This window comes from Anaerococcus vaginimassiliensis, from assembly GCF_900626155.1.
Taxonomy (GTDB): Bacteria; Bacillota; Clostridia; order Tissierellales; family Peptoniphilaceae; genus Anaerococcus; species Anaerococcus vaginimassiliensis.
In genome coordinates this window covers 1,476,595-1,497,751 of the sequence record NZ_LR130844.1, presented here as the reverse complement: position 1 = coordinate 1,497,751, position 21,157 = coordinate 1,476,595, and the positions used below count along the sequence as shown (strand labels likewise).

Sequence of the window (21,157 nt, the reverse complement as noted above, 5' to 3'; positions counted from 1 at the left end):
ATGTTAAAAGTTATAATAATGGCAGCTGGTGAAGGTACAAGGATGAAATCTAACATTTCTAAGGTCCTTCACAAAATTAATAATAAAGAAATAGTAAGATATGTATATGATGCAAGTAAGATCAAAGATTCAAAAACTATTATAATTTCTGGGAAAAACACAAAAATAATTCAAGAAATGTTTGACAATGATATAGTTATTGAACAAAAAATTGGAGAAGAATACCCATATGGAACAGGATATGCGGTTTCGCTTGCAACTGATTATATAGAAGATGAAGATGATGTACTGGTCTTAAATGGTGATATACCTCTTATAAATAAAGAATCTTTAGAAAGTTTTGTCAAAAGCCACAAGGAAAGTGATAGCGGTGTATCTGTGCTATCAACAAAAGTAACTGATCCAAGTGGTTATGGCAGAATAATAAGATCATCTAATGGAGAATTTCTAAAAATCACAGAACATAGGGATTTATCTGATGATGAGCTTGATATTGATGAAATTAATACCGGTATTTATATTTTCAAAGGTAGAGAATTGAAAGAATCTCTAAAAAATATAAAAACTGACAATGATCAAAATGAACTTTATCTTACTGATTGTATATCAATAATAGCAAATGCTGGAAAGAAAGCTAGTGCATTTGTAAACCCTAATCCTAGTTTATTTTATGGTATTAATAATAAGAAAGAATTAGCTGATGCTGGCAAAATAATTAGAAAAAGAATCAACGACAAATTCATGTTAGATGGTGTTATAATCGAGACACCTGATATAGTAACTATAGATCCTAATGTTAAGATAGGAAGTGATACAGTATTGTCAGGAAATATTAAGATTTTAGGAAATACTGTAATAGGTAGTAATTGTGTTCTTGAAGGTTCTTGTAGGATTGAGAATTCAATTATACATGACAATGTTAAAATTGATAATTCAGTTATTGAAGATTCCGTGATGGAAGAATCGAGTGATATTGGTCCATTCTCACACCTAAGACCTAAAGCAAAACTTGGAAAAAATGTCCATATAGGTAACTTCGTAGAAGTGAAAAATGCAAGTTTAGGAGATGGAACAAAGGCGGGACATCTGGCATATATTGGCGACGCAGATCTTGGAAAAAATATAAATATTGGCTGCGGCGTGATTTTTGTCAATTATGATGGTAAATTTAAACATAGGTCTACTGTTGGAGATGATGCATTCATAGGATCAAATTCCAATATAGTTGCGCCTGTAAATATTGCCGACGAAGGTTATGTTGCAGCAGGTTCTACAATCACAAAAGATATTAGTGAAGGTGAATTATCAATAGAACGTGCTGAGCAAAAGAATATCGCTGGTTATGTTGAAAAGAAGAAAAAAAGAGATGAAGAAAGACAAAGGAGAAGAAATGACATCTAACTGTAATGGTGGCTCATACATCCAAAGAGGAGAATTGAAACTACTTTCAGGTAATTCTAATAGAACATTGGCTGAAAGCGTTGCAAAATATCTTGGTGTAGAATTAGGGAAAGCAGATATCGAAAAATTCCAAGATGGTGAAATATCTGTAAAAATTAATGAATCAATTAGAGGAAAAGATGTATATATAATGCAACCAACATCAAATCCAACTAATGATAACTTGATGGAACTGTTAATTTTAATTGACGCATGTAGAAGAGCATCAGCTGGATATATTAACGCTATAGTTCCTTACTATGGATATGCCAGACAAGATAGAAAAACTAGAGGCCGTGAACCCATAACAGCAAAACTTGTTGCAAATTTGTTGACAACAGCTGGAGCGGATAGAGTTATTACAATGGATCTTCATGCAGGTCAAATCCAAGGATATTTCGATATACCTGTTGATCATTTTTCAGCTATTAGACATCTATCAACACACTTTAAAGATATTGCTTATGATAAACCAGATGACTTCGTTGTAGTAAGTCCTGACTTGGGTGGGGTTAGAAGAGCTAGAGAATTTGCAGATTACTTAAAATTACCTATAGCTATAATTGAAAAAAGAAGACCAAAACCAAATGTATCAGAAGTAATGTCTGTAATTGGTGATTTCAAAGGTAAACATGCAATAATTGTTGATGATATGATTGATACAGCAGGTACCATTACTAATGCTGGAGAATTCTTGATAAATAACGGTGCAAAAGATGTATATCTTGTGGCTACTCATGGTGTATTTAGTGGTAATGCAATTGAAAGAATTAACAAATCAAACGTTAAAGAAGTAGTAGTTACAGATACAATTGCTCTACCAGAAGAAAAGAAAATAGATAAGATTACACAAATGTCAATAGCTCCACTTTTATCTGAGGCAATTCATAGAATAAATACTTACGAATCTATAAGCGGTTTATTTGTGGATGGTAGATAGATGTATTGTATTGTAGGATTAGGTAATCCTGGATTAAAATACGAAAATACTAGACATAACGCAGGTTTTTTGACAATAGATTATTTAGCTAATAAATTTGGGATCGACGTTAAGAAGTCAAAATTTAAGTCACTTTACGGCCAGGGAGTAATCTCTGGCCAAAAAGTAATGCTTGTAAAACCCCAAACCTATATGAATAATTCTGGAGAAGCTGTTAGAGAAATTATAAATTTTTATAAATTTGATATAGATAAATTAATAGTAATATATGATGATATTGATATTGAATTTGGAACTATCAGAATTAGGAAAAAAGGTTCAGCTGGAACACACAATGGAATGAAATCTATAATATACCAAATTCAAGATGATAAATTTCCTAGAATAAAAATTGCAGTAGGCAAAAAGCCAGAGTATATGGATCTTGCTAATTTTGTTCTAAGCGGTTTTACAGAAAAAGAAGCCGAGGCTATAAGAGAAGAGATAAAACTTGCTGCTGATTCAATTGAAACTATGATTGAATCCAGCATTGACATGTCTATGAATAAGTTTAATTCAGTAAAACTATTGGAAGATAATTAATGGATGATATATTAAAAAATATAAATTCTTTAAAGCAAGTCGAAGAAATTGAACATTATATAGATGATTACTCACCTATATACTTATCAGGACTAACTGATGGATTTAAACCTCATTTAGTCCTTACTTTGTTTAAGAAGTTTAACGAAACTTGTCTAGTGATTGCTGAAAACGAAAAAAAAGCAGAAGAATACGTTAATGATATCAATGGCGTTTGTGAAGATTCGGCCATTTACTACCCGAATTTAGATATTAATTTTTACAATATAAAAGCTGTTGATAATGAAAACCTTTCACAGAGAATAAATGTTCTAACTAAATTATCCAAAAATGAAAAATATGTTATAATAACATCTTTAGATGCTATCACCAATAAGCTAACGACTTTAGACGAATTTAACAATGGGTTTGTTAAAATACAGGATGAAGATGTGATTGATGTTAATTACTTTATTCAAAAACTTATAAGTTTAAGTTATAACCCAACTAATCTTGTTGAGAGTAAAGGTGATTTCGCAAAAAGAGGATCAATTATAGATTTTTGGCCAGTTCACTATGACAATCCTATTAGGTTAGAGTTATTTGATGACGAGGTAGATTCTATAAGGTTTTTTGATAAGGATAGTCAGAGGACCTTAGAAATTATATCTGATGTTGAAGTTGGTCCTGTAAGCGAACTGATTTATAGTAATGAAGATTATAATAAAGTAATTGATAACATTGATAAGGATATATCTTCTAAAAAAAAGAATGGTGATTCAAACACACAGAAATTTATTAATAAGTATAAGCAGATAATCTCATACATTAGAGACAGTATGTATGTTGCAAACCAAGATCTTATAAATGCTTATAGGAATTGTAATTATGATAATTTCTTAGATTACCTTCCGAAAAATTCATTGATATTTTTTGATGATGTAACTAGGTTAATAGATAATTATGAAAAAACTACCGAAAGTTTCTTAGAAGATTTAACTTTACAAATGGAAAATGGTGAAGTAAGTAGAAACTTCAAGAATGTAAGAATTCCTATAGAAAATATTTATAACGGATTGGAAAAGTTTAGATTACTAAATCTAACATCAATTTTAAAAAAATCTAAAAAATTTAATCCCAAAAAGATTATTGAAATAAAGTCAATTGAATCTGAAAATTTCAATAGAAAAGTTGATTTTTTTATAAACAGAACTATAGAATTAGCGGATAGAGGATCTAAAATATTGGTGCTATCATCTAATGAAAAAACTCGAGATCAATTATATGAAGCATATCTTGAGAAAGACCATTTTAAAGTTTCAAAAACTGATTATGAAGCTGATTTTTCAATAAATCCTATTAAAATAAGTGAAAAATCGAGTTCAAATGGTTACTATATACCTGCTTTGGACTTTTATGTATTTACCCATAAAGAGATATATGGAAATGTAAGAAAAAGCAAGGTAAGGAATTCTAAGAAAAAGACATCATCTAGGGATATAATAAATTATTCTGATCTTGAAATCGGGGATTATGTAGTTCATGAAAATAATGGTATAGGCTTATATAAAGGTTTAGAAAAAATCGAAGTAAATAATACTGAGAAAGATTTTGTTGTTATCGAGTACAGAGGCACAGACAAACTATTTGTTCCTGTAGATCAAATGAACCTGGTAAGCAAATATATCGGTAGCAGGGGAGAAAGTCCAAAATTATCTTCTCTAGGAACGCCAACATGGCAAAAAGCCAAAGCGAGAGCGAAAAAAGCTGTCGACGAGATAGCAGATGACCTTGTTAAACTTTATGCCGAAAGGTCAAAAATTAAGGGTCATGCTTTCTCAAAAGACACAGCTTGGCAAAATGATTTTGAAAACTCATTTCCTTTTGAGGAAACCTATTCCCAAATAAGATCTATAAATGAAATTAAATCTGATATGGAATCAGATAAACCTATGGATAGATTGTTGTGTGGTGATGTTGGATATGGCAAAACTGAGGTAGCAATTAGGGCTGCTTTTAAAGCTATAATGGATGGTTATCAAGTCGCTTTCTTGGTACCAACTACAATTCTTGCTAATCAACATTATGAGACTATTAGAAAAAGATTTGCAAAGTTTCCGGTAAATGTACAGATGCTATCAAGGTTTAATTCAAAGAATAAGAATGATCTAATAATAAAAGACCTAAAGGCGGGAAAAGTTGATTTGGTCATTGGAACCCATAGGCTTTTATCTAAAGATGTGTCCTACAGAAAATTGGGTTTACTCATAATCGATGAAGAACAGAGATTTGGTGTGAAACATAAAGAACAGCTAAAAGAATTCAAGTCATCTTTGGATGTATTGACTTTATCAGCTACTCCTATACCTAGAACTTTACAAATGTCTCTATCAGGTATAAGAGATCTATCAACTCTTGATGAGCCACCAGAAGAGAGAATGCCTGTTAATACTTATGTAATTGAATATGATAATTCAATTATAAAGCAAGCTATAGAAAGAGAGATTTCTAGAGGTGGACAAGTCTATTTTGTATATAACAGAGTAAATGATATAGAGAAATTATATAACCATATAAAAGACCTAGTTCCTGAGTCTACAGTTGCTATAATCCATGGTAAAGTAAGTCCTAAGCAAATTGAAAAAACTATGCTTGAGTTTATTGATGGTGAAATTGATGTATTATTATCAACCACAATCATAGAAACAGGTATGGATATATCAAATGTTAACACAATGATTATCTATGATGCAGACATGATGGGACTAAGCCAGCTCTATCAACTTAAGGGTAGAATTGGGAGAGGCAATAGATCCTCATATGCTTATTTCACCTATAGAACTGGAAAAATATTAACAGATATAAGTGAGAAGAGGCTAAAATCTATAAGAGACTTTTCTGATTTTGGTTCTGGATATAAAATTGCAATGAAAGACCTTGAACTAAGAGGAGCTGGCAATCTTTTAGGAGAAAGTCAGAGTGGACATGTAGAGGCTATAGGATATGATTTATATGTCAAATTCCTTCAAGAGGCAGTTGAAAAAGCAAGTGGTAAGGAAATAACAATAAAAGATAAAGAAGATATTTATATAGACATCAAGGTAGATGGATATATCCCTAGTTTCTATATCGAAGATCAATCCCAAAAAATCGAGATTTATAAAAGAATAGCACTTATACAGGGTGATGACGATTATAATGAATTGGTTGGAGACTTAATTGACGTATATGGTGATATACCAGTTATGGTAGATAATTTAATGTATATTTCTATGATAAAAGCTTTAGCAGATGAACTGAAATTTAGTGAAATTCGTGAAAAAAAGGGTAATGTGAACATATATTTCAAAGATAAAGATAAATTTAGCTTTGAAGAATTAGCTGAGATTAATGAAACGTTTGAGGGAGATATGTCTCTTGACCTTTCAACTAAACCAGCCTTTATGATTCCAGTATCTAAAACTAAACTAATGGATACTTATGAATTATTGAAAATTATTAAGAAAGTAAGGAGTAAACAATGAAAAACAAAATTATACCAGTAATGCTTATGGCATCACTTTTATTTGCAGGATGTAGTTCAAATAATAATAGTGACAAGGCGGATACTAACAAAACTGAACAAACTGAACAAGCAGATAAGAAATCATCAGAAAAATTAGATGATAAAACTGTTGCTATAGTAGACGGTGAAAAAATCAGCAAAGATGATTATAAATCTGAGCTTAGTTTCTACGCATCTATGCTAGCTAGTCAACAACAACTTAAAAATTCTATTGTAACTATGATGGTTCAAGATAAGCTAATTGCTAATGACATCAAGAAAAATGATATCAAAGTTGATGATAAAGAAGTTGAAGATGCATTGATGCAATCTGTTCAAAATTTCGGTGGTCAAGAAAACTTTGATAAAACTTTAGATGACTACAATATGGAACTTGATAAATTTAAGGAAACATTAAAAAAAGATTTAATGTATAAAAAACATAGAGAATGGTTCGATGAAAATAACAAAGTAACAGATGATGAAATAAAAAAATACTTCGAAGATAACAAAGATGAGTTTGCCAAGGTGGATGCATCTCACATATTAGTTGAAGATGAACAAACAGCAAATGACATAAAAGCTAGACTTGACAATGGTGAAGACTTCGCAAGCCTTGCAAAGGAATATTCAAAAGATACCGCAAGTGCACAAAATGGTGGTGCTTTAGGAGCATTTGCTAAGGGACAAATGGTTAAAGAATTTGAAGATGCTGCATTTTCTATGAAAGAAGGAGAAATAAGCGCTCCTGTAAAATCTCAATTTGGATATCACATCATTAAAGTAAATTCTATCAAAGATTCATTTGAAGATTCAAAAGAAGAAATTACCAAAAAAATCAAAGATCAAAAATATGCAGATTACATCAAAAAATTACATGAAGAATCGAATGTTGTAACAGATCAAACAACAGATGAAGCTACTGATAAGGACAATAAAGAATCTGAAACTGAAATAAAAACAGAAGATAACAAAGCTGAGTCTAACGATCAAGATGCTAAAGAAAATAACGATGAAGAATCTAAGGGCGATAACAAATAAGCTAATCTTTTATGCTATTTTAGCATTTTTAGTACTTACTGGATGCAAAAGATCGTCAAATAAAACTGACGCTGTTGCCGTTGTCGATGGTAAAGAAATAAGTAGCAAGGACTATTCCAAGGAATTGAAATTCTATCAAAGTTACTATAGTAAGCTTTATGGAGATAATTACCTATCTGAGAAGAATAAAAATGGTTTAACTAATGACGAAATATTAAGAAAAGAACTATTAGATTCTATGATAAAAGATAAAATAATGTTGTCAGATTTGGAGAAAAACAAAATAAAACTTGATGATAACAATGTCATAAAGCTAACCGATAATTTAAAAAAATCTATGAATGGTGAAGATTCCCTAGGAGCTAATGTTGACGCTTTGAATGCCAATGGTAATTTGTTCAATGAAATTATATTTAATGATGCCATAAGAAAATCTCATTACGAAATGTTTGTTTCAAAACAAAGTGTTAGAGATTCAGATGTTTTAGATTTCTATAAAAAGAATAAAAAATATCAAAAAATGTATAAGTATAATCTCATTGTATTTGATGATGAAAATGAAGCTAAAGATATCAAAAAAAACATAACTAACGCAAAGAAATTCAATGAATATCTTAATAAAAGTGTCAGAAACTATGATATAGTTAATTCAGAGTTTGCATATTCGGATGATGAAGTGTTAAAAGCATCTAAATTAACAGAAAAAAATAGACCTAGTGATGTGTTTAAATATAATGATAAATACATTATAGCTATGATCAATTCATATAACGAAAATGAAAATGAGTTACTTATGAACGCAAAAAGTGTTTATCAAAAAAAGGCTTATGAAGATTATCTAAATAAATTAATAAAGTCTAGTAAAATAAAGGTGTATATCTAGACAAAGCTTGAAATTAATTTATTTCATATGTATAATCTATCTTAGAGTTAAACAGAATTATATTGATTTATAGGAGGAAATATGAATAAATCAGAATTATTAATTAATATTTCAGAAAAAAGCGGACTTAAAAAAAGCGAATCAGAAAAAGCTTTAAATGCATTTTTAGAAACTGTAACTGAAGCACTAATTGAAGGTGAAAAAGTTCAATTAGTCGGTTTTGGTACTTTTGAAGTAAGAGATAGAAAAGCTAGAGAAGGTAGAAACCCAAGAAAACCTGAAGAAGTAATTCAAATCCCAGCTTCTAAAGCTCCAGTATTTAAAGCGGGTAAAACTCTTAAAGAAGCTGTTAATAAATAGTTTATAATTTAGAAAATAAAAACCGGTCTTGAAATAAAGAACCGGTTTTTTTAATTATTTAATTTCTTTTAATTCATCCATATAACTTAAAGAAGTATCTATTGTTACTGTTTTGAAATCTGTGTAATATACCATTCCAGGTTTTGCACCTTTAGGTTTGTTGACATTTTTCTTTTTTGTATAGTCTATATCAATTTTAGTTCCTATATTAACTGAAGAATTAATTGCTGCAAGATAAGCTGCAAGAATGATATCATTATCTTTTATATCTTCATTTCTTAGGACGACATGACTTCCAGGATGGTCTTTTATGTGAAACCAATAATCATCTTTGTTAGCTAATTTTAATGTTATATAATCATTTTGCTTACTATTTTTGCCCACGTATATATCACATTCATTCTTTGTTCTATAGTGATATGGTTTAGATTTTCTTGATGATTTTTTCTTTTTATTAGACTTTCTCTTTATAATGTTATATTCTTCAAGTTCTGTTCTAATGTCCTCCAAATCATCAATGCTAGAAGAACGTGTAATAAAATCTTTAGTTTGCTCAAGGTAATATAGTAAATCTTTTTGTTTAGGCAAATCTTTTATTGCGTAATCATAAGAAGATTTAAGTTTTTTAGATCTAGCATAAGCACTGTCTACATTTTCCCAAGGACTTTTTTTAGGATCTATATCTATAACTCTTTCTGTGTTGTTATTGTAATAGTCAAGAACAGTTACGCTATTATCTCCTTTATCTATCTTATATATATTTGCTGCTAATAAATCTCCGATCTTTTTAAATTTATCTATAGTTTGCTTTTGGTCTAAATTTGATTCAAGAATTTTAATTTTTTTATTAATTGATTTTATATTAGAATCAATTTTTCTTCTTAGGTCTGTTTTCTTTTGATTTAATCTATCATTAGTCTTGTTGGTTTTGTAGAATAATTCAATAGATTCACTCATAGAATTAAATTTTTCTTTTTCAAAGTTTAGATGCTTAAATTCTATTGTGTGATAATCTTTGATTTTAATATTGTTTTTATATACGAAACTTGAGAGTTTATTATTAAGAATATTTTCCCTAAGAACATAAAGCTCATTATTTAGAGCTTCTTTTTCACTCTCACTAACTAAGCCCCAGTTTATTCTTTCATCTATTCCGGCTCTATATATTAATTCCTTACCAACTGATGGAGAGAATCCTGTGTAGTTTTCATGAAATATTTTATAAGGAACTTGTGTGTCAGCTAATTTCTGGTCTAAATATTTTATATCTTTAACAAAGCTATCCTCGCTAATATCAATTTTATTGTCATCTATAAATCTATAAGTTAGAGAAGGAAGTATTTGCCTAACTGATGACATTTTATCATTTACTCTTTTGATAGAGTCTATTATTTTAAAATCATCATCAACTAATATTATATTTGAATATTTTCCCATGATTTCTATGATAAGTTTTTTAGAAGTATCATAACCCATTTCATCAATAGAAGAAATAGAAAAAATAATAACTCTATCTAGTCCCTTCTGGTTAATATCAACAATTTTACCTTGATTTATATGTTTTCTAAGAACCATACAAAAATTAGGTGGAACATCAGGATTTTCATATTTTATATTTGTAATATTTACTCTAGCTTCGTTATTATTTGCACTTAATAAAAGCTTGTAGCTATTTCCCATTGAATATATATTAAAGACTATGTCGTTCTTGGAAGGTTGACTTATTTTTTGAATCTTTCCTCCAAGTAGCTTTTCTTTTAGTTCGTTAGTTATTTTTCGTGTAACTATTCCATCATAGCTCATACAATCACCTCTTTAGCATTATACAATTAATTTTACATACTTGAAGTAAAATAGTCTTAAAAGTAGAATAACTATAATAAGGGGGCGGAATGAAAAAGGGATTTTTATTAGTAATATCAGGTCCATCTGGTGTAGGAAAGGGTACAGTTCTACATGATCTAATGAATACACAGACCAATCTAGTTTATTCTGTATCAGCTACTACAAGGAAGAAACGTGAAGGCGAAATTGAGGGTGTTAGTTATTTTTATAAAAACCATGACGAATTTGAGCAAATGATTGAAGAAGGTAAGTTCTTAGAATATGCTCATGTTCACAATAATTATTATGGTACTCCAAAAGATTTCGTGGAAAATAAAATTAATGAAGGAAAAATTGTAATATTAGAAATAGATGTACAAGGAGCTCTAAATATCAAGAAAAATACTGATAATGGGGTCTTTATTTTTTTGGCGCCGCCTTCTCTTACTGAATTGAAAAATAGAATTGTAGGTCGTGGAACAGAAACTGATGAAGATATTAAAATCAGAATGCATAACGCCAGAAAAGAACTAGAATATATTAAAGATTATGATTATTTGGTTGTAAATGACCACTTAAACTCTGCTATTACATCTGTTAATGAAATAATAAATGCAGAAAAACATAGAGTATTTAGAGAGAGTGAAATTGATTTTAAGGAGAGTGAAGATGAATAATCCATCATTTAAAAAATTAGGTGAAATAAGTCCAAGTAGATATGAAATTTGCATGATGTGTGCAAAAAGAGCTAGAAGAATCGTAAATGGATCTGCTGCTTTAACTAAAGAAGTAGAGGCTAAACCAGTTACTCAAGCTCTACACGAAATAATAGAAGAAAAAGTTACTAAAAAATGATAGATGGAAAAAATATACTTATTGGTGTTTGTGGAGGCATAGCTTCATATAAAATTTTAGACTTATGTTCTAGGTTAAAGAAGAAAAATGTAAATCTAAATATTATTATGACTCCCTCAGCCTGTGAATTTGTTAAGCCACTTAGCTTTGAAACCATGGGCAAGTGCAAAGTATACACTGATTTGTTCGAAGGTAGCCACGAAAGTGTACACCACATAGATTTACCAAAGTGGGCGGATGTTTTTTTAATTGCACCAGCTAGTGCTAATACGATTGCAAAAATGGCTAATGGTATTGCAGACAATTTCCTATTATCATCATATTTGGCTTGTGATAAAGATGTAATCATTGCACCTTCTATGAATACTAATATGCTAAAGAACAAAGCTACATCAAAGAATATTGAGACATTAGTTGATTATGGAGTAAAAGTAATAAAACCAGAGCCAGGACTTTTAGCATGTAATACTGTTGGTGATGGCAGATTGGAAGAACCAGAAAAAATAGTTGAATATCTAGAAGATTATTTTACAAATAAAGACTTAGTTGGGAAAAAAGTAATAATAAGCGCTGGTCCTACTGTAGAACCTATTGATTTCGTAAGATATATAACTAATAAATCAAGCGGTAAAATGGGATACAATATAGCAAGAGCTGCCAAAAGAAGAGGCGCAGAAGTTGTTTTGGTATCAGGTCCTGTTGATCCAATCGAAATTGATGGTATTAAAAGAATAGAGGTACGCACTAACAAAGAAATGCAAGAAGCTATAGAAAGAGATTTTTCTGATGCGGATGCACTTATAATGTCTGCAGCTCCAGTAGATTACAGGGTAGAAAATCCTAGTGATAGGAAAATAAAGAAAAATGGAAACAATCTAACTTTGGATTTAATAGAAAACAACGATATTATCAAGCACTTTGCAAATGTAAAAACAAATCAAACAATCATAGGCTTTGCTGCAGAAACAGATGATTTGATTGAAAATGCTACGACTAAGCTTAAAAGAAAGAATCTAGACTACATAGTTGCGAATGACTTGACTAGATGGGGCGCTGGATTTAACGTTGACACAAATGTAGCTTCAATAATATCAAATGACGGTATTAAGAAACTTGATCTTATGACAAAAGAAGATTTGGCAAATGAAATTTTAGACTTACTAAGGTGATGATTTGTACGCAAAAGTAATTATTGATAGCAATAGTAGATTTTTAGATAGGAGCTTTACATATAAAGTACCTGATAAATTTTTAGATAATATACAAACAGCTACTAGAGTTTTAGTTCCTTTTGGTAAGGGTGATAAGACAGTAGTAGCTTTTGTATACGAACTTGTAGAAGAAGTTGATGCATCTTACACTATAAAAGAGATAATTGAGATAATTGATGATAGAAAGCTAATTTCAGATGAGTTAATGGATTTAGCTTTTTTTATGTCTAAAAGGTATATGTCTCCTATAAAAGCAAGCTTAAAACAGGTTATGCCGCCAACTAAAGTAAAAGACATTAAAATATTTTACGAAAATATAAGTGATAAATCTGATGAATTTTTAGATTACTTAAATAAAAAAAGAGAACTAAGTGAGGTATCTAAGAAATTTAAAGATTACAAGCAAAAGCTAGACTATTATCTGGATAATAATTTAATAAAGCAGACCTTTGATATAAAATCTAGTCAAAGAGTTTCTTATGAAGAGATAGCAAATTTAAATGATAACATTAATACAAAACTTAGTTCAAATGCTAAAAAGCAGATGGAAATAGTTAATTACCTAAAAGAAAATGGTAGCACTAATATTAAAAAATTATTATCAGAAACAAAATCAAGTAAGTCAAGTTTAGATTCTTTAGTAGAAAAATCTCTTGTTTTTATTACGAAAATTGAAAAAAGTAAGGAAATAAACTTTGCAAAAAGTGATTATAAGAAATTCGATTTAAATTATGAACAAGAAAAAGCATTCAATTTAATAAATGAAGATAGGCAAGGTAAATTCCTGTTATATGGGGTAACGGGTAGCGGAAAGACAGAAATTTTCCTCCAAGTTGTAGAAGAAATACTAAAAGAAGGAAAGCAAGCTATAATATTAGTACCTGAAATTTCCCTAACTCCTCAAACCATAGAAAGGTTTAGGGGTAGGTTTAATGAAAAAATAGCAATCTTTCATTCGAATTTGACTCCTAAAGAAAAGTTTAATCAATGGAGAATGATAAATAATGGCGAGGTAAATATAGCTATTGGTGCAAGATCTGCTATATTTGCGCCTTTTAAAAATCTTGGAATAATAATTATTGATGAGGAACACGACCAATCTTATATATCATCGATGGATCCAAAATTCCACACAGCAGAAATAGCTAAGAAAAGAGCTGACTATAATTCTTGTAATCTGATTTTAGCATCTGCAACTCCATCTATAACAAGCATGCAAGATGTAAATAAAGGTGAGCTTAAACTTATAAAACTTGAAAACAGGGTTAACAATAACATGCCTAAGGTAGAAATAATGGATATGAAAGATGAATTAAAAGCATCAAACTATTCGATGATATCTAGGAGGCTTTTTAATGAAATAAGCTACAACCTAGAAAATTCTGAGCAAACAATTTTGTTTTTAAATAAAGTAGGGCATGATTCGTTTACTTTTTGTAGGTCATGTGGTCATGTTATAAAATGTGATGCTTGCGATGTTGCGATGACTTATCATAAACATATTGATCGACTAGTTTGTCACTATTGTGGTAGAACATATAAGCAACCTAAGATTTGTCCTGTTTGTCATTCTAAGAAAATTAAGGAATTTGGGGCAGGTACAGAAAAGTTAGAAGAAGAAATTAGAAGATTGTTTCCTAAGGCTAACATAATGAGAATGGATTCAATAACAGCCACTAACAAAGAAAGCTACTTTAAAATGTATGAAGGGATGAAATCAAATACAATTGATATACTGATTGGTACACAAATGGTTGCTAAGGGTTTAGACTTTAAAAATGTATCACTAGTAGGAATCGTATCTGCAGATCTAAGCCTTAATGTTGGAGATTTTAAGGCAAATGAAACAACCTTTCAGCTTCTAACTCAAGTATCTGGTAGGGCAGGAAGAGATAAGTTAGATGGTAGAGTGATAATTCAAAGTTATAAGCCAAACAACTTTGTAATCCAATCTGCTAAGAATAACGATTATAATTCTTTTTATAATCATGAATTGAATTTAAGAAAATCTTTTAATTATCCTCCATATAAAAATATAATTACTATTAAAATTATAAATGAATCACGCTCAAAAACAATAAATGTTTCTAAAAAACTTCATAATGAACTAATTGATAAAATATATAGCGACAATGTTGATATAATTGGACCAAATCCGTGTAAAATATCAAGAATTAATAATAAGTTTAGGTATAATATACTTATAAAAGTTGGAGATTATGATTTAGATAATGTATTAAGTAAAATAACTGAAATTAGAAAAGAATATATAAACTTATACAAAGATACTAGCTTTATACCTGCACTTAACCCTGTAAATATAAATTAGGAGGAAATATGTTTGATTTTTTTAAGAAAAAGAAAAAAGATGATGAAATAAAAAAAGAAGATGAAAAAGTAGAACTATCAAAAGAAGAATCTACTGAAAGTGATTTCGGGGAAGATAACGAAGATACTTCTAAACTGCTTGATGGATCATTAGATGGAGTCGAAGATAATTTAGAAGAAGATAATAATACAATAAAAGAACCTGAAAATATAAGTTCAGTAGATGATAAGAATAAAAATACAGATGAAAATGTTGGTTTCTTCTCTAAAATAAAAAATGGATTGACAAAAACAAGGGATAGTTTTACTAGCAATCTTAAGAATTTATTTACTAGAAATGTAAAAATTGACGATGATTTATATGATGAATTAGAAGAAATATTAATTTCTGCTGATATAGGTATGACATCAACTGTTGAAATTGTAGACCAATTAAGAGAAGAAATCAAAAAGAGAAATATTAAAAATTCAGAAGAAATATATCCTGTTCTAAAAGAAATAATGATAGAAAAATTAGATGAGAATAATTTAAACAATGAATTAAATATTAAAGATAATGAGCTATCTATTATTTTGGTTATAGGAGTAAACGGAGTAGGAAAGACAACAACAATTGGTAAACTTGCAAATAGTTTAAAAAACGAAGGAAAATCAGTTATGCTTGCAGCAGCAGATACCTTCAGGGCTGCAGCTATAGAACAATTAGGTGAATGGGCTGACAGATCTGATATTGAAATGGTAGCACACCAAGAGGGTTCTGATCCATCAGCTGTAATATTTGACGCTATAAAATCTGCTAAATCTAAAAACGTCGATGTTTTAATTTGCGATACAGCAGGTAGACTTCATAACAAGAAAAATCTTATGAAAGAATTAGAAAAGATCAACAAAACAATAGATACTCATGCAAAGAATGCAAATAGAGATAACCTTCTAATATTAGATGCTACTACAGGACAAAATGCTGTAAGCCAATTAAGAGAGTTTAAAAATGTGACTGATATAAGTGGATTGATCCTTACTAAGCTTGATGGAACTGCTAAAGGCGGAGTAATATTTCCTCTTCAAGTAGAGCTAAAAGTTCCTGTAAAATATATAGGTGTTGGAGAAGGCGTTAATGATTTAGAACATTTTGATTCAGAAAGTTTTGTAGAAGCAATGTTTTAAGCTTGAAATGTAGCGTATTAAATGGTATTATAAATTAGTACTACGAATAAACACATCCTTGGATGAAGATTTCGTTGCCTTTTTAGGTTATATCTTCAGTCGAAGAGGGTGGAAGAAATAAACGGAGGTAATATTTATGGCAGTAGTTTCAATGAAAAAATTATTAGAAGCAGGCGTTCACTTTGGACACCAAACTAGAAGATGGAACCCTAAGATGGCTAAATACATCTTCACTGAAAGAAATGGTATTTATATCATCGACTTACAAAAAACAGCTATCCAAATAGAAGAAGCTTATAAAGAAGTTCGTGATATAGTTGCTGATGGCGGAAGAGTTCTATTTGTAGGAACTAAAAAACAAGCTCAAGATTCTATTGAACAAGAAGCTAAAAGATGTGGACAATTCTACGTTTCTCACAGATGGTTAGGTGGAATGTTAACTAACTTTGGTACAATTAGACAATCAATAGAAAAACTTAAGAAATATGAAGCTATGGAAGAAGATGGCACATTTGATCTTCTACCTAAGAAAGAAGTTCTTCAATATCAAAAAGAAATGGATAGATTAGAAAAGAACCTTGGTGGTATCAAAGAAATGGAACAACTACCAGATGTACTTTTCGTTGTTGACCCAGGTGAAGAAGAAATAGCAGTTCATGAAGCTAAAATTCTAGGTATTCCAGTAATAGCAATAGTTGATACTAACTGTGATCCAGACAAGGTAGATGTTGCTATCCCAGGAAATGATGATGCTATAAGAGCTGTAAAATTAATAACTTCAGTTATGGCTGATGCAGTAGTAGAAGCAAATCAAGGTAGCCAATTCGATGGATCAGAAGAAGATTTTGTTGAAGATGAAACAGACGAAAAAGAAGAAGTTCAACAATCAGAAGAAGAAGTTTCTGACGATGAAATAAAAGAAGCTACAGAAGAATTAAAGTCACAATCACTTGAAGAATCAGAAGAAAATTAAGGAGATATAAATGGCTATTAGTGCAAAATTAGTTAAAGAATTAAGAGAAAGAACTGCAGCAGGAATGATGGACTGTAAAAAAGCTCTAGAAGAAGCTAATGGTGATATAGACCAAGCCCAAAAAATCCTTAAAGAAAAAGGACAAGCTACTCTTGATAAAAAATCTGGAAGAGTTGCAGCTGAAGGTGTAATTGGATCTTACATTCACAATGATAAAATTGGTGTAATGGTAGAGATTAATACAGAAACAGATTTCTCAGCAAATACTGATACAGTTAAAAACTTTGCAAAAGATATAGCTATGCATATTGCAGCTGTAAACCCACTTTTTATTTCTGAAGAAGATGCTGATGAAACTGTAGTGGCTGAACAAAAAGAAATCCTTGTAAATCAAGCTATTAATGAAGCTAATGACAACATGCCAGAAGATAAGAAAAAAATGATTGCTGAAAAGAAAGTTGAAGGAAGAATGAAAAAATGGTTCTCTGAAGTTTGCTTACTAGATCAACCATTCGTTAAAAACCCTGACATTTCTATAGAAGAATATCTAAGAAACACAGCAAATGATGTTGGAGAAAACATACAAATTAGAAGATTTGCAAGATTTGAAGTAGGCGAAGGAATCGAAAAGAAAGAAGAAGATTTCGCAGCTGAAGTTCAAAGCCAAATGAATATGTAATATTTTAAAGAGAGCTTAGTGCTCTCTTTTTTATTATAAATATAGTTTTTGGGTATATATAGAAGGATAACTAATATAACAACTTAAATATTATATGAAAGGAATAATATGACTATAAAAAACAATGCCAAAGAGTTAATAGGTAATACACCTCTATTAAAGCTAGAATCATTAAAAAAAGATGGTAGAGCTGATATATATGTTAAGGTTGAGAAAAATAACGTAGCAGGTTCTATAAAAGATAGAATTGCTCTATACATGATTGAAGAAGCCGAGAAAAATGGTGATTTAAAAGAAGGTGGAACAATAGTAGAACCAACTAGTGGAAACACAGGAGTTGCTTTGGCAGCTCTTGCAGCAGCAAAAGGTTACAAACTTATTTTAACAATGCCTGCATCTATGAGTATAGAAAGAGCAAAACTTGCTATGGCTTATGGTGCAGAGGTAATTAGAACTACAGAAAATGCTTTACAAGGTGCTTGTGATAAAGCAAAAGAATTATCTGATGAAAAGGGCTATTTCTTCCCAGATCAATTTTCTAATCCTGCCAATATAAAAGCACATTACGAAACCACAGGACCAGAAATACTAGAAGAATTAACTCCAGATGCCTTTATAGCAGGAGTTGGTACTGGTGGTACTATTACAGGAACAGGAAAGAGATTAAAAGAGAATAATGAAAACACTAAAATATATGCTATAGAACCAAAAGAAAGTCCACTTCTTTCTGGAGGAAAAGCTGATAGCCATAAAATACAAGGTATCGGAGGCAACTTTGTACCAAAGAACTTAGATTTTGAAATACTAGACGGGATAGTTGATGTTGCTTCAGATGACGCTATTGCAATGAGTAGACAACTAGCAAGTGATGAGGGTCTAGCAGTCGGAATTTCATCAGGAGCAAATGTGTGCGGTGCAATAGAAATAGCAGATAAATTAGGTGAAGGGAAATCAGTGGTAACTGTACTACCAGATACGGGTGAAAGATACTTATCTACTGAATTATATAACAATGAACAGTTATAAAAAGTATAAAGAAGAGCTAATAGAAAACGCCTTAAAGAGAGACCCTGCTTTAAAAAGCAGGGAAGAGGCTGCTCTCTTCTCTCCAGGAATAAGAGCTTTATTAAATCATTGGTACGCACATAAACTATTTCTAGATGGTAGCCTATATGAGGCTCAAGAAATGTCCTATAAATCGAGAATAGAAACAGGGATAGAGATTCATCCGGGAGCTAAGATAGGAAGAAGATGTTACATAGATCATGGTATGGGAGTTGTAATAGGTGAAACAGCTGAAGTAGGTGATGACTGTTTGATATACCATTCTGTTACGCTAGGTGCAGTTTCTGACAAACAAGGAAAAAGACATCCAACTGTAGGAAACAATGTCATGCTTGGAGCAGGCGCTGTTCTGTTAGGTGATATAAGAGTTGGTAATAATGTAAAAATAGGAGCAAATTCAGTAGTTCTATCTGATATTCCAGATGATACTACAGCTGTTGGTGCTCCAGCTAAGATTATTTATAGGAAGTAAGTGCATACTTCCTATTTTTTTATGAACTAATCTATTTGCTATAAAATTGCTTTCATATTTTAGTATAAATATAAAAATATGGTATAATGTTATAGGAATACAAAATTCCTAATCAGGAGGTGATATGATGTTTGAAAGTATTAACCCGATTGTTATTCTTATCATAGCTGTCGCCTTCGTATTGCTAGCTTTTAATTCTGGATATCTTTATCGTAAGAAGATTGGTGAATCAAAAATTAACTCTGCTGAAGAACTTAGCAGAAAAATAATTGAAGATGCGAACAATCAAGCTGAAGCTTTAAGAAGAGAAACTCTTCTTGAAGCAAAAGAAGAAATATCTCAGCTTAGATCTGAAAATGAAGAACAATTTAAACAAATTAAAAAGGATCTCGATAAAAGAGAATCTCGTTTGTTAAAGAAGGAAGAAAGTCTAGACAATCGCTCTTTATTGATTGACAAAAAATCTGATCAAATCTCTAGTGATCAGAAAAAGTTAAAACAAAAAGAAGACAGAATTGATAAGTTAATAGAAGAACAGCAATTGGAATTACAAAACATCGCTGGACTCACCAATAGTGAAGCTAAAGAAATAATTCTTAAAAATGTAAAAAGTGAAACAATTCATGAATCAGCAAGGTTAATAAAAGAAGCTGAAGAAAGAGTAAAAGCTGAAAGCAAAAAAATTGCAACAGAAATATTGGCGACTACTATACAAAGATATGCCGCTGAACAAGTAGCAGAAAATACTGTTTCAGTTATTTCTTTACCAAATGATGAAATGAAAGGTAGGATTATTGGTAGAGAAGGAAGAAATATTAGAGCCTTTGAACAAGTATCTGGGGTTGATCTTATTATAGATGATACTCCAGAAGCTGTAGTAATTTCTTCATTTGAACCAGTAAGACGCGAAGTGGCCAAAGTTGCCCTAGAAAGATTGATCCAAGATGGAAGAATCAATCCATCTAGAATTGAAGAAATGATTAATAAAGCTGATGAAGAAGTTGAACAGAGAATTATGGAAGATGGACAAGAAGCAGTAAATAAGGCTGGAGTTGTTAATCTTCATCCTCAGTTAGTAAGATTAGTTGGAAAAATGAAGTTTAGAACTTCATATGGCCAAAATATTCTGAAACACTCAGTAGAAGTAGCGAATCTAGCAGGTATGTTAGCTGAAGAAATTGGAGCTAATCCACAAACAGCAAGACGTGGAGGTCTGTTACACGATATAGGAAAAGCTATAGATCGTGAACAAGAAGGAACTCATGTTAGTTTAGGTGTAGAAATGGCCAATAAATATGGTGAAAATAAATATGTAATAAATGCTATAGAATCTCACCATGGAGAAGTCGAGCCTAATTGTGTGGAATCGATATTAGTACAAACAGCAGATGCAATTTCAGCTGCAAGGCCAGGTGCTAGACGCGAAAGTTTGGAAAAATACGTTAAAAGATTAGAAAATTTAGAAGGAATAGCTAATTCATTTGATGGTATAGAAAAATCATTTGCTCTACAAGCGGGTAGAGAATTGAGAATCTTAGTAAAACCAGATAAAATATCAGATGATGAAATGGTTGTAATTGCTAGAGAAATTGCAAAAAGAATTGAAGATGAATTAGAATATCCTGGTGAAATAAAAGTAAACGTACTAAGAGAGTCAAAAGCGATAGATTTTGCTAAATAAATATTGTATTTAACAAAAATAATTAAACAAACCCCTCAATCTAAATTATAAGATTGAGGGGTTTTTATGATAATAAAATAATTTATAATGGTTCCTTAAATCGAATTTAAAAAAGAAAAATAATATAAAAATA

The 21,157-nt window shown here is 30.6% G+C and carries 18 protein-coding genes; 17 read left to right on the top strand and 1 reads right to left on the bottom strand.

Annotated features, from left to right (window positions below):
• The 7 genes from glmU (at position 1) to E0D87_RS07250 (ending at position 8,769) form a co-directional block, all read left to right on the top strand.
• Complete coding sequence (glmU, locus tag E0D87_RS07280; RefSeq protein ID WP_130819942.1) at positions 1-1,401, top strand: bifunctional UDP-N-acetylglucosamine diphosphorylase/glucosamine-1-phosphate N-acetyltransferase GlmU; 1,401 nt, start codon at positions 1-3, stop codon at positions 1,399-1,401.
• Positions 1,391-2,380: a ribose-phosphate diphosphokinase gene (locus tag E0D87_RS07275; protein ID WP_130820192.1), complete on the top strand. Its 990-nt coding sequence runs from the start codon at positions 1,391-1,393 to the stop codon at positions 2,378-2,380. The genes glmU and E0D87_RS07275 overlap by 11 nt, the downstream gene beginning before the upstream one ends.
• On the top strand, positions 2,381-2,962 hold the full coding sequence (gene pth, locus E0D87_RS07270; protein WP_130819941.1) for an aminoacyl-tRNA hydrolase: 582 nt from the start codon (positions 2,381-2,383) through the stop codon (positions 2,960-2,962). It abuts the gene before it with no gap.
• On the top strand, positions 2,962-6,465 hold the full coding sequence (gene mfd, locus E0D87_RS07265) for a transcription-repair coupling factor (RefSeq protein ID WP_130819940.1): 3,504 nt from the start codon (positions 2,962-2,964) through the stop codon (positions 6,463-6,465). The genes pth and mfd overlap by 1 nt, the downstream gene beginning before the upstream one ends.
• On the top strand, positions 6,462-7,526 hold the full coding sequence (locus E0D87_RS07260) for a peptidylprolyl isomerase (RefSeq protein WP_130819939.1): 1,065 nt from the start codon (positions 6,462-6,464) through the stop codon (positions 7,524-7,526). The genes mfd and E0D87_RS07260 overlap by 4 nt, the downstream gene beginning before the upstream one ends.
• Complete coding sequence (locus E0D87_RS07255) at positions 7,498-8,409, top strand: SurA N-terminal domain-containing protein (RefSeq protein ID WP_004834255.1); 912 nt, start codon at positions 7,498-7,500, stop codon at positions 8,407-8,409. Before E0D87_RS07260 ends, E0D87_RS07255 begins: the two co-directional genes overlap by 29 nt.
• An 81-nt stretch (positions 8,410-8,490) precedes the next feature.
• Positions 8,491-8,769, top strand: a complete 279-nt coding sequence (locus E0D87_RS07250) for an HU family DNA-binding protein (RefSeq protein ID WP_004834584.1) — start codon at positions 8,491-8,493, stop codon at positions 8,767-8,769.
• A 54-nt stretch (positions 8,770-8,823) separates the two neighbouring features.
• Here the strand turns inward: E0D87_RS07250 and E0D87_RS07245 are convergent, their stop codons facing one another.
• Positions 8,824-10,572, bottom strand: coding sequence for an Rqc2 family fibronectin-binding protein (locus E0D87_RS07245; protein ID WP_004834541.1), 1,749 nt, complete (start codon positions 10,570-10,572; stop codon positions 8,824-8,826).
• 89 nt (positions 10,573-10,661) lie between these two features.
• Between E0D87_RS07245 and gmk the strand changes: the two genes are divergently transcribed.
• The 10 genes from gmk (at position 10,662) to rny (ending at position 21,024) form a co-directional block, all read left to right on the top strand.
• On the top strand, positions 10,662-11,270 hold the full coding sequence (gene gmk, locus E0D87_RS07240; RefSeq protein WP_004834222.1) for a guanylate kinase: 609 nt from the start codon (positions 10,662-10,664) through the stop codon (positions 11,268-11,270).
• Positions 11,263-11,448 carry a DNA-directed RNA polymerase subunit omega gene (gene rpoZ / locus E0D87_RS07235; RefSeq protein WP_004834261.1) on the top strand — a complete coding sequence of 62 codons (186 nt, stop codon included), beginning with the start codon at positions 11,263-11,265 and terminating at the stop codon, positions 11,446-11,448. Before gmk ends, rpoZ begins: the two co-directional genes overlap by 8 nt.
• Positions 11,445-12,617, top strand: coding sequence for a bifunctional phosphopantothenoylcysteine decarboxylase/phosphopantothenate--cysteine ligase CoaBC (gene coaBC, locus E0D87_RS07230; protein ID WP_004834457.1), 1,173 nt, complete (start codon positions 11,445-11,447; stop codon positions 12,615-12,617). Before rpoZ ends, coaBC begins: the two co-directional genes overlap by 4 nt.
• 4 nt (positions 12,618-12,621) lie before the next feature.
• Complete coding sequence (gene priA / locus E0D87_RS07225; protein WP_130819938.1) at positions 12,622-14,988, top strand: primosomal protein N'; 2,367 nt, start codon at positions 12,622-12,624, stop codon at positions 14,986-14,988.
• A gap of 8 nt (positions 14,989-14,996) precedes the next feature.
• Positions 14,997-16,154, top strand: a complete 1,158-nt coding sequence (gene ftsY, locus E0D87_RS07220; RefSeq protein ID WP_130819937.1) for a signal recognition particle-docking protein FtsY — start codon at positions 14,997-14,999, stop codon at positions 16,152-16,154.
• 136 nt (positions 16,155-16,290) lie between these two features.
• On the top strand, positions 16,291-17,127 hold the full coding sequence (rpsB, locus tag E0D87_RS07215; protein WP_130819936.1) for a 30S ribosomal protein S2: 837 nt from the start codon (positions 16,291-16,293) through the stop codon (positions 17,125-17,127).
• 10 nt (positions 17,128-17,137) lie between these two features.
• The gene (gene tsf, locus E0D87_RS07210) at positions 17,138-17,806 is read left to right on the top strand and encodes a translation elongation factor Ts (RefSeq protein ID WP_130819935.1); all 669 of its coding nucleotides are present in this window, start codon (positions 17,138-17,140) and stop codon (positions 17,804-17,806) included.
• Between the two features lie 108 nt (positions 17,807-17,914).
• The gene (gene cysK, locus E0D87_RS07205; RefSeq protein WP_130819934.1) at positions 17,915-18,832 is read left to right on the top strand and encodes a cysteine synthase A; all 918 of its coding nucleotides are present in this window, start codon (positions 17,915-17,917) and stop codon (positions 18,830-18,832) included.
• Positions 18,819-19,343, top strand: a complete 525-nt coding sequence (epsC, locus tag E0D87_RS07200) for a serine O-acetyltransferase EpsC (protein ID WP_130819933.1) — start codon at positions 18,819-18,821, stop codon at positions 19,341-19,343. The genes cysK and epsC overlap by 14 nt, the downstream gene beginning before the upstream one ends.
• Before the next feature lie 139 nt (positions 19,344-19,482).
• Entirely contained in the window at positions 19,483-21,024 is a 1,542-nt protein-coding gene (gene rny, locus E0D87_RS07195; protein ID WP_423190632.1) for a ribonuclease Y, read from the top strand.
• Positions 21,025-21,157: the final 133 nt, after the last annotated feature.

Bases quoted from the DNA above. Each gene is read 5' to 3' on its own strand.
- mfd (WP_130819940.1), top strand. From the start codon at position 2,962: ATGGATGATATATTAAAAAATATAAATTCTTTAAAGCAAGTCGAAGAA.
- epsC (WP_130819933.1), top strand. From the start codon at position 18,819: ATGAACAGTTATAAAAAGTATAAAGAAGAGCTAATAGAAAACGCCTTA.
- cysK (WP_130819934.1), top strand. From the start codon at position 17,915: ATGACTATAAAAAACAATGCCAAAGAGTTAATAGGTAATACACCTCTA.
- ftsY (WP_130819937.1), top strand. From the start codon at position 14,997: ATGTTTGATTTTTTTAAGAAAAAGAAAAAAGATGATGAAATAAAAAAA.
- pth (WP_130819941.1), top strand. From the start codon at position 2,381: ATGTATTGTATTGTAGGATTAGGTAATCCTGGATTAAAATACGAAAAT.
- E0D87_RS07275 (WP_130820192.1), top strand. From the start codon at position 1,391: ATGACATCTAACTGTAATGGTGGCTCATACATCCAAAGAGGAGAATTG.
- rpoZ (WP_004834261.1), top strand. From the start codon at position 11,263: ATGAATAATCCATCATTTAAAAAATTAGGTGAAATAAGTCCAAGTAGA.
- gmk (WP_004834222.1), top strand. From the start codon at position 10,662: ATGAAAAAGGGATTTTTATTAGTAATATCAGGTCCATCTGGTGTAGGA.
- glmU (WP_130819942.1), top strand. From the start codon at position 1: ATGTTAAAAGTTATAATAATGGCAGCTGGTGAAGGTACAAGGATGAAA.
- E0D87_RS07250 (WP_004834584.1), top strand. From the start codon at position 8,491: ATGAATAAATCAGAATTATTAATTAATATTTCAGAAAAAAGCGGACTT.
- tsf (WP_130819935.1), top strand. From the start codon at position 17,138: ATGGCTATTAGTGCAAAATTAGTTAAAGAATTAAGAGAAAGAACTGCA.
- E0D87_RS07260 (WP_130819939.1), top strand. From the start codon at position 6,462: ATGAAAAACAAAATTATACCAGTAATGCTTATGGCATCACTTTTATTT.
- E0D87_RS07245 (WP_004834541.1), bottom strand. From the start codon at position 10,572: ATGAGCTATGATGGAATAGTTACACGAAAAATAACTAACGAACTAAAA.
- rpsB (WP_130819936.1), top strand. From the start codon at position 16,291: ATGGCAGTAGTTTCAATGAAAAAATTATTAGAAGCAGGCGTTCACTTT.
- E0D87_RS07255 (WP_004834255.1), top strand. From the start codon at position 7,498: ATGAAGAATCTAAGGGCGATAACAAATAAGCTAATCTTTTATGCTATT.
- coaBC (WP_004834457.1), top strand. From the start codon at position 11,445: ATGATAGATGGAAAAAATATACTTATTGGTGTTTGTGGAGGCATAGCT.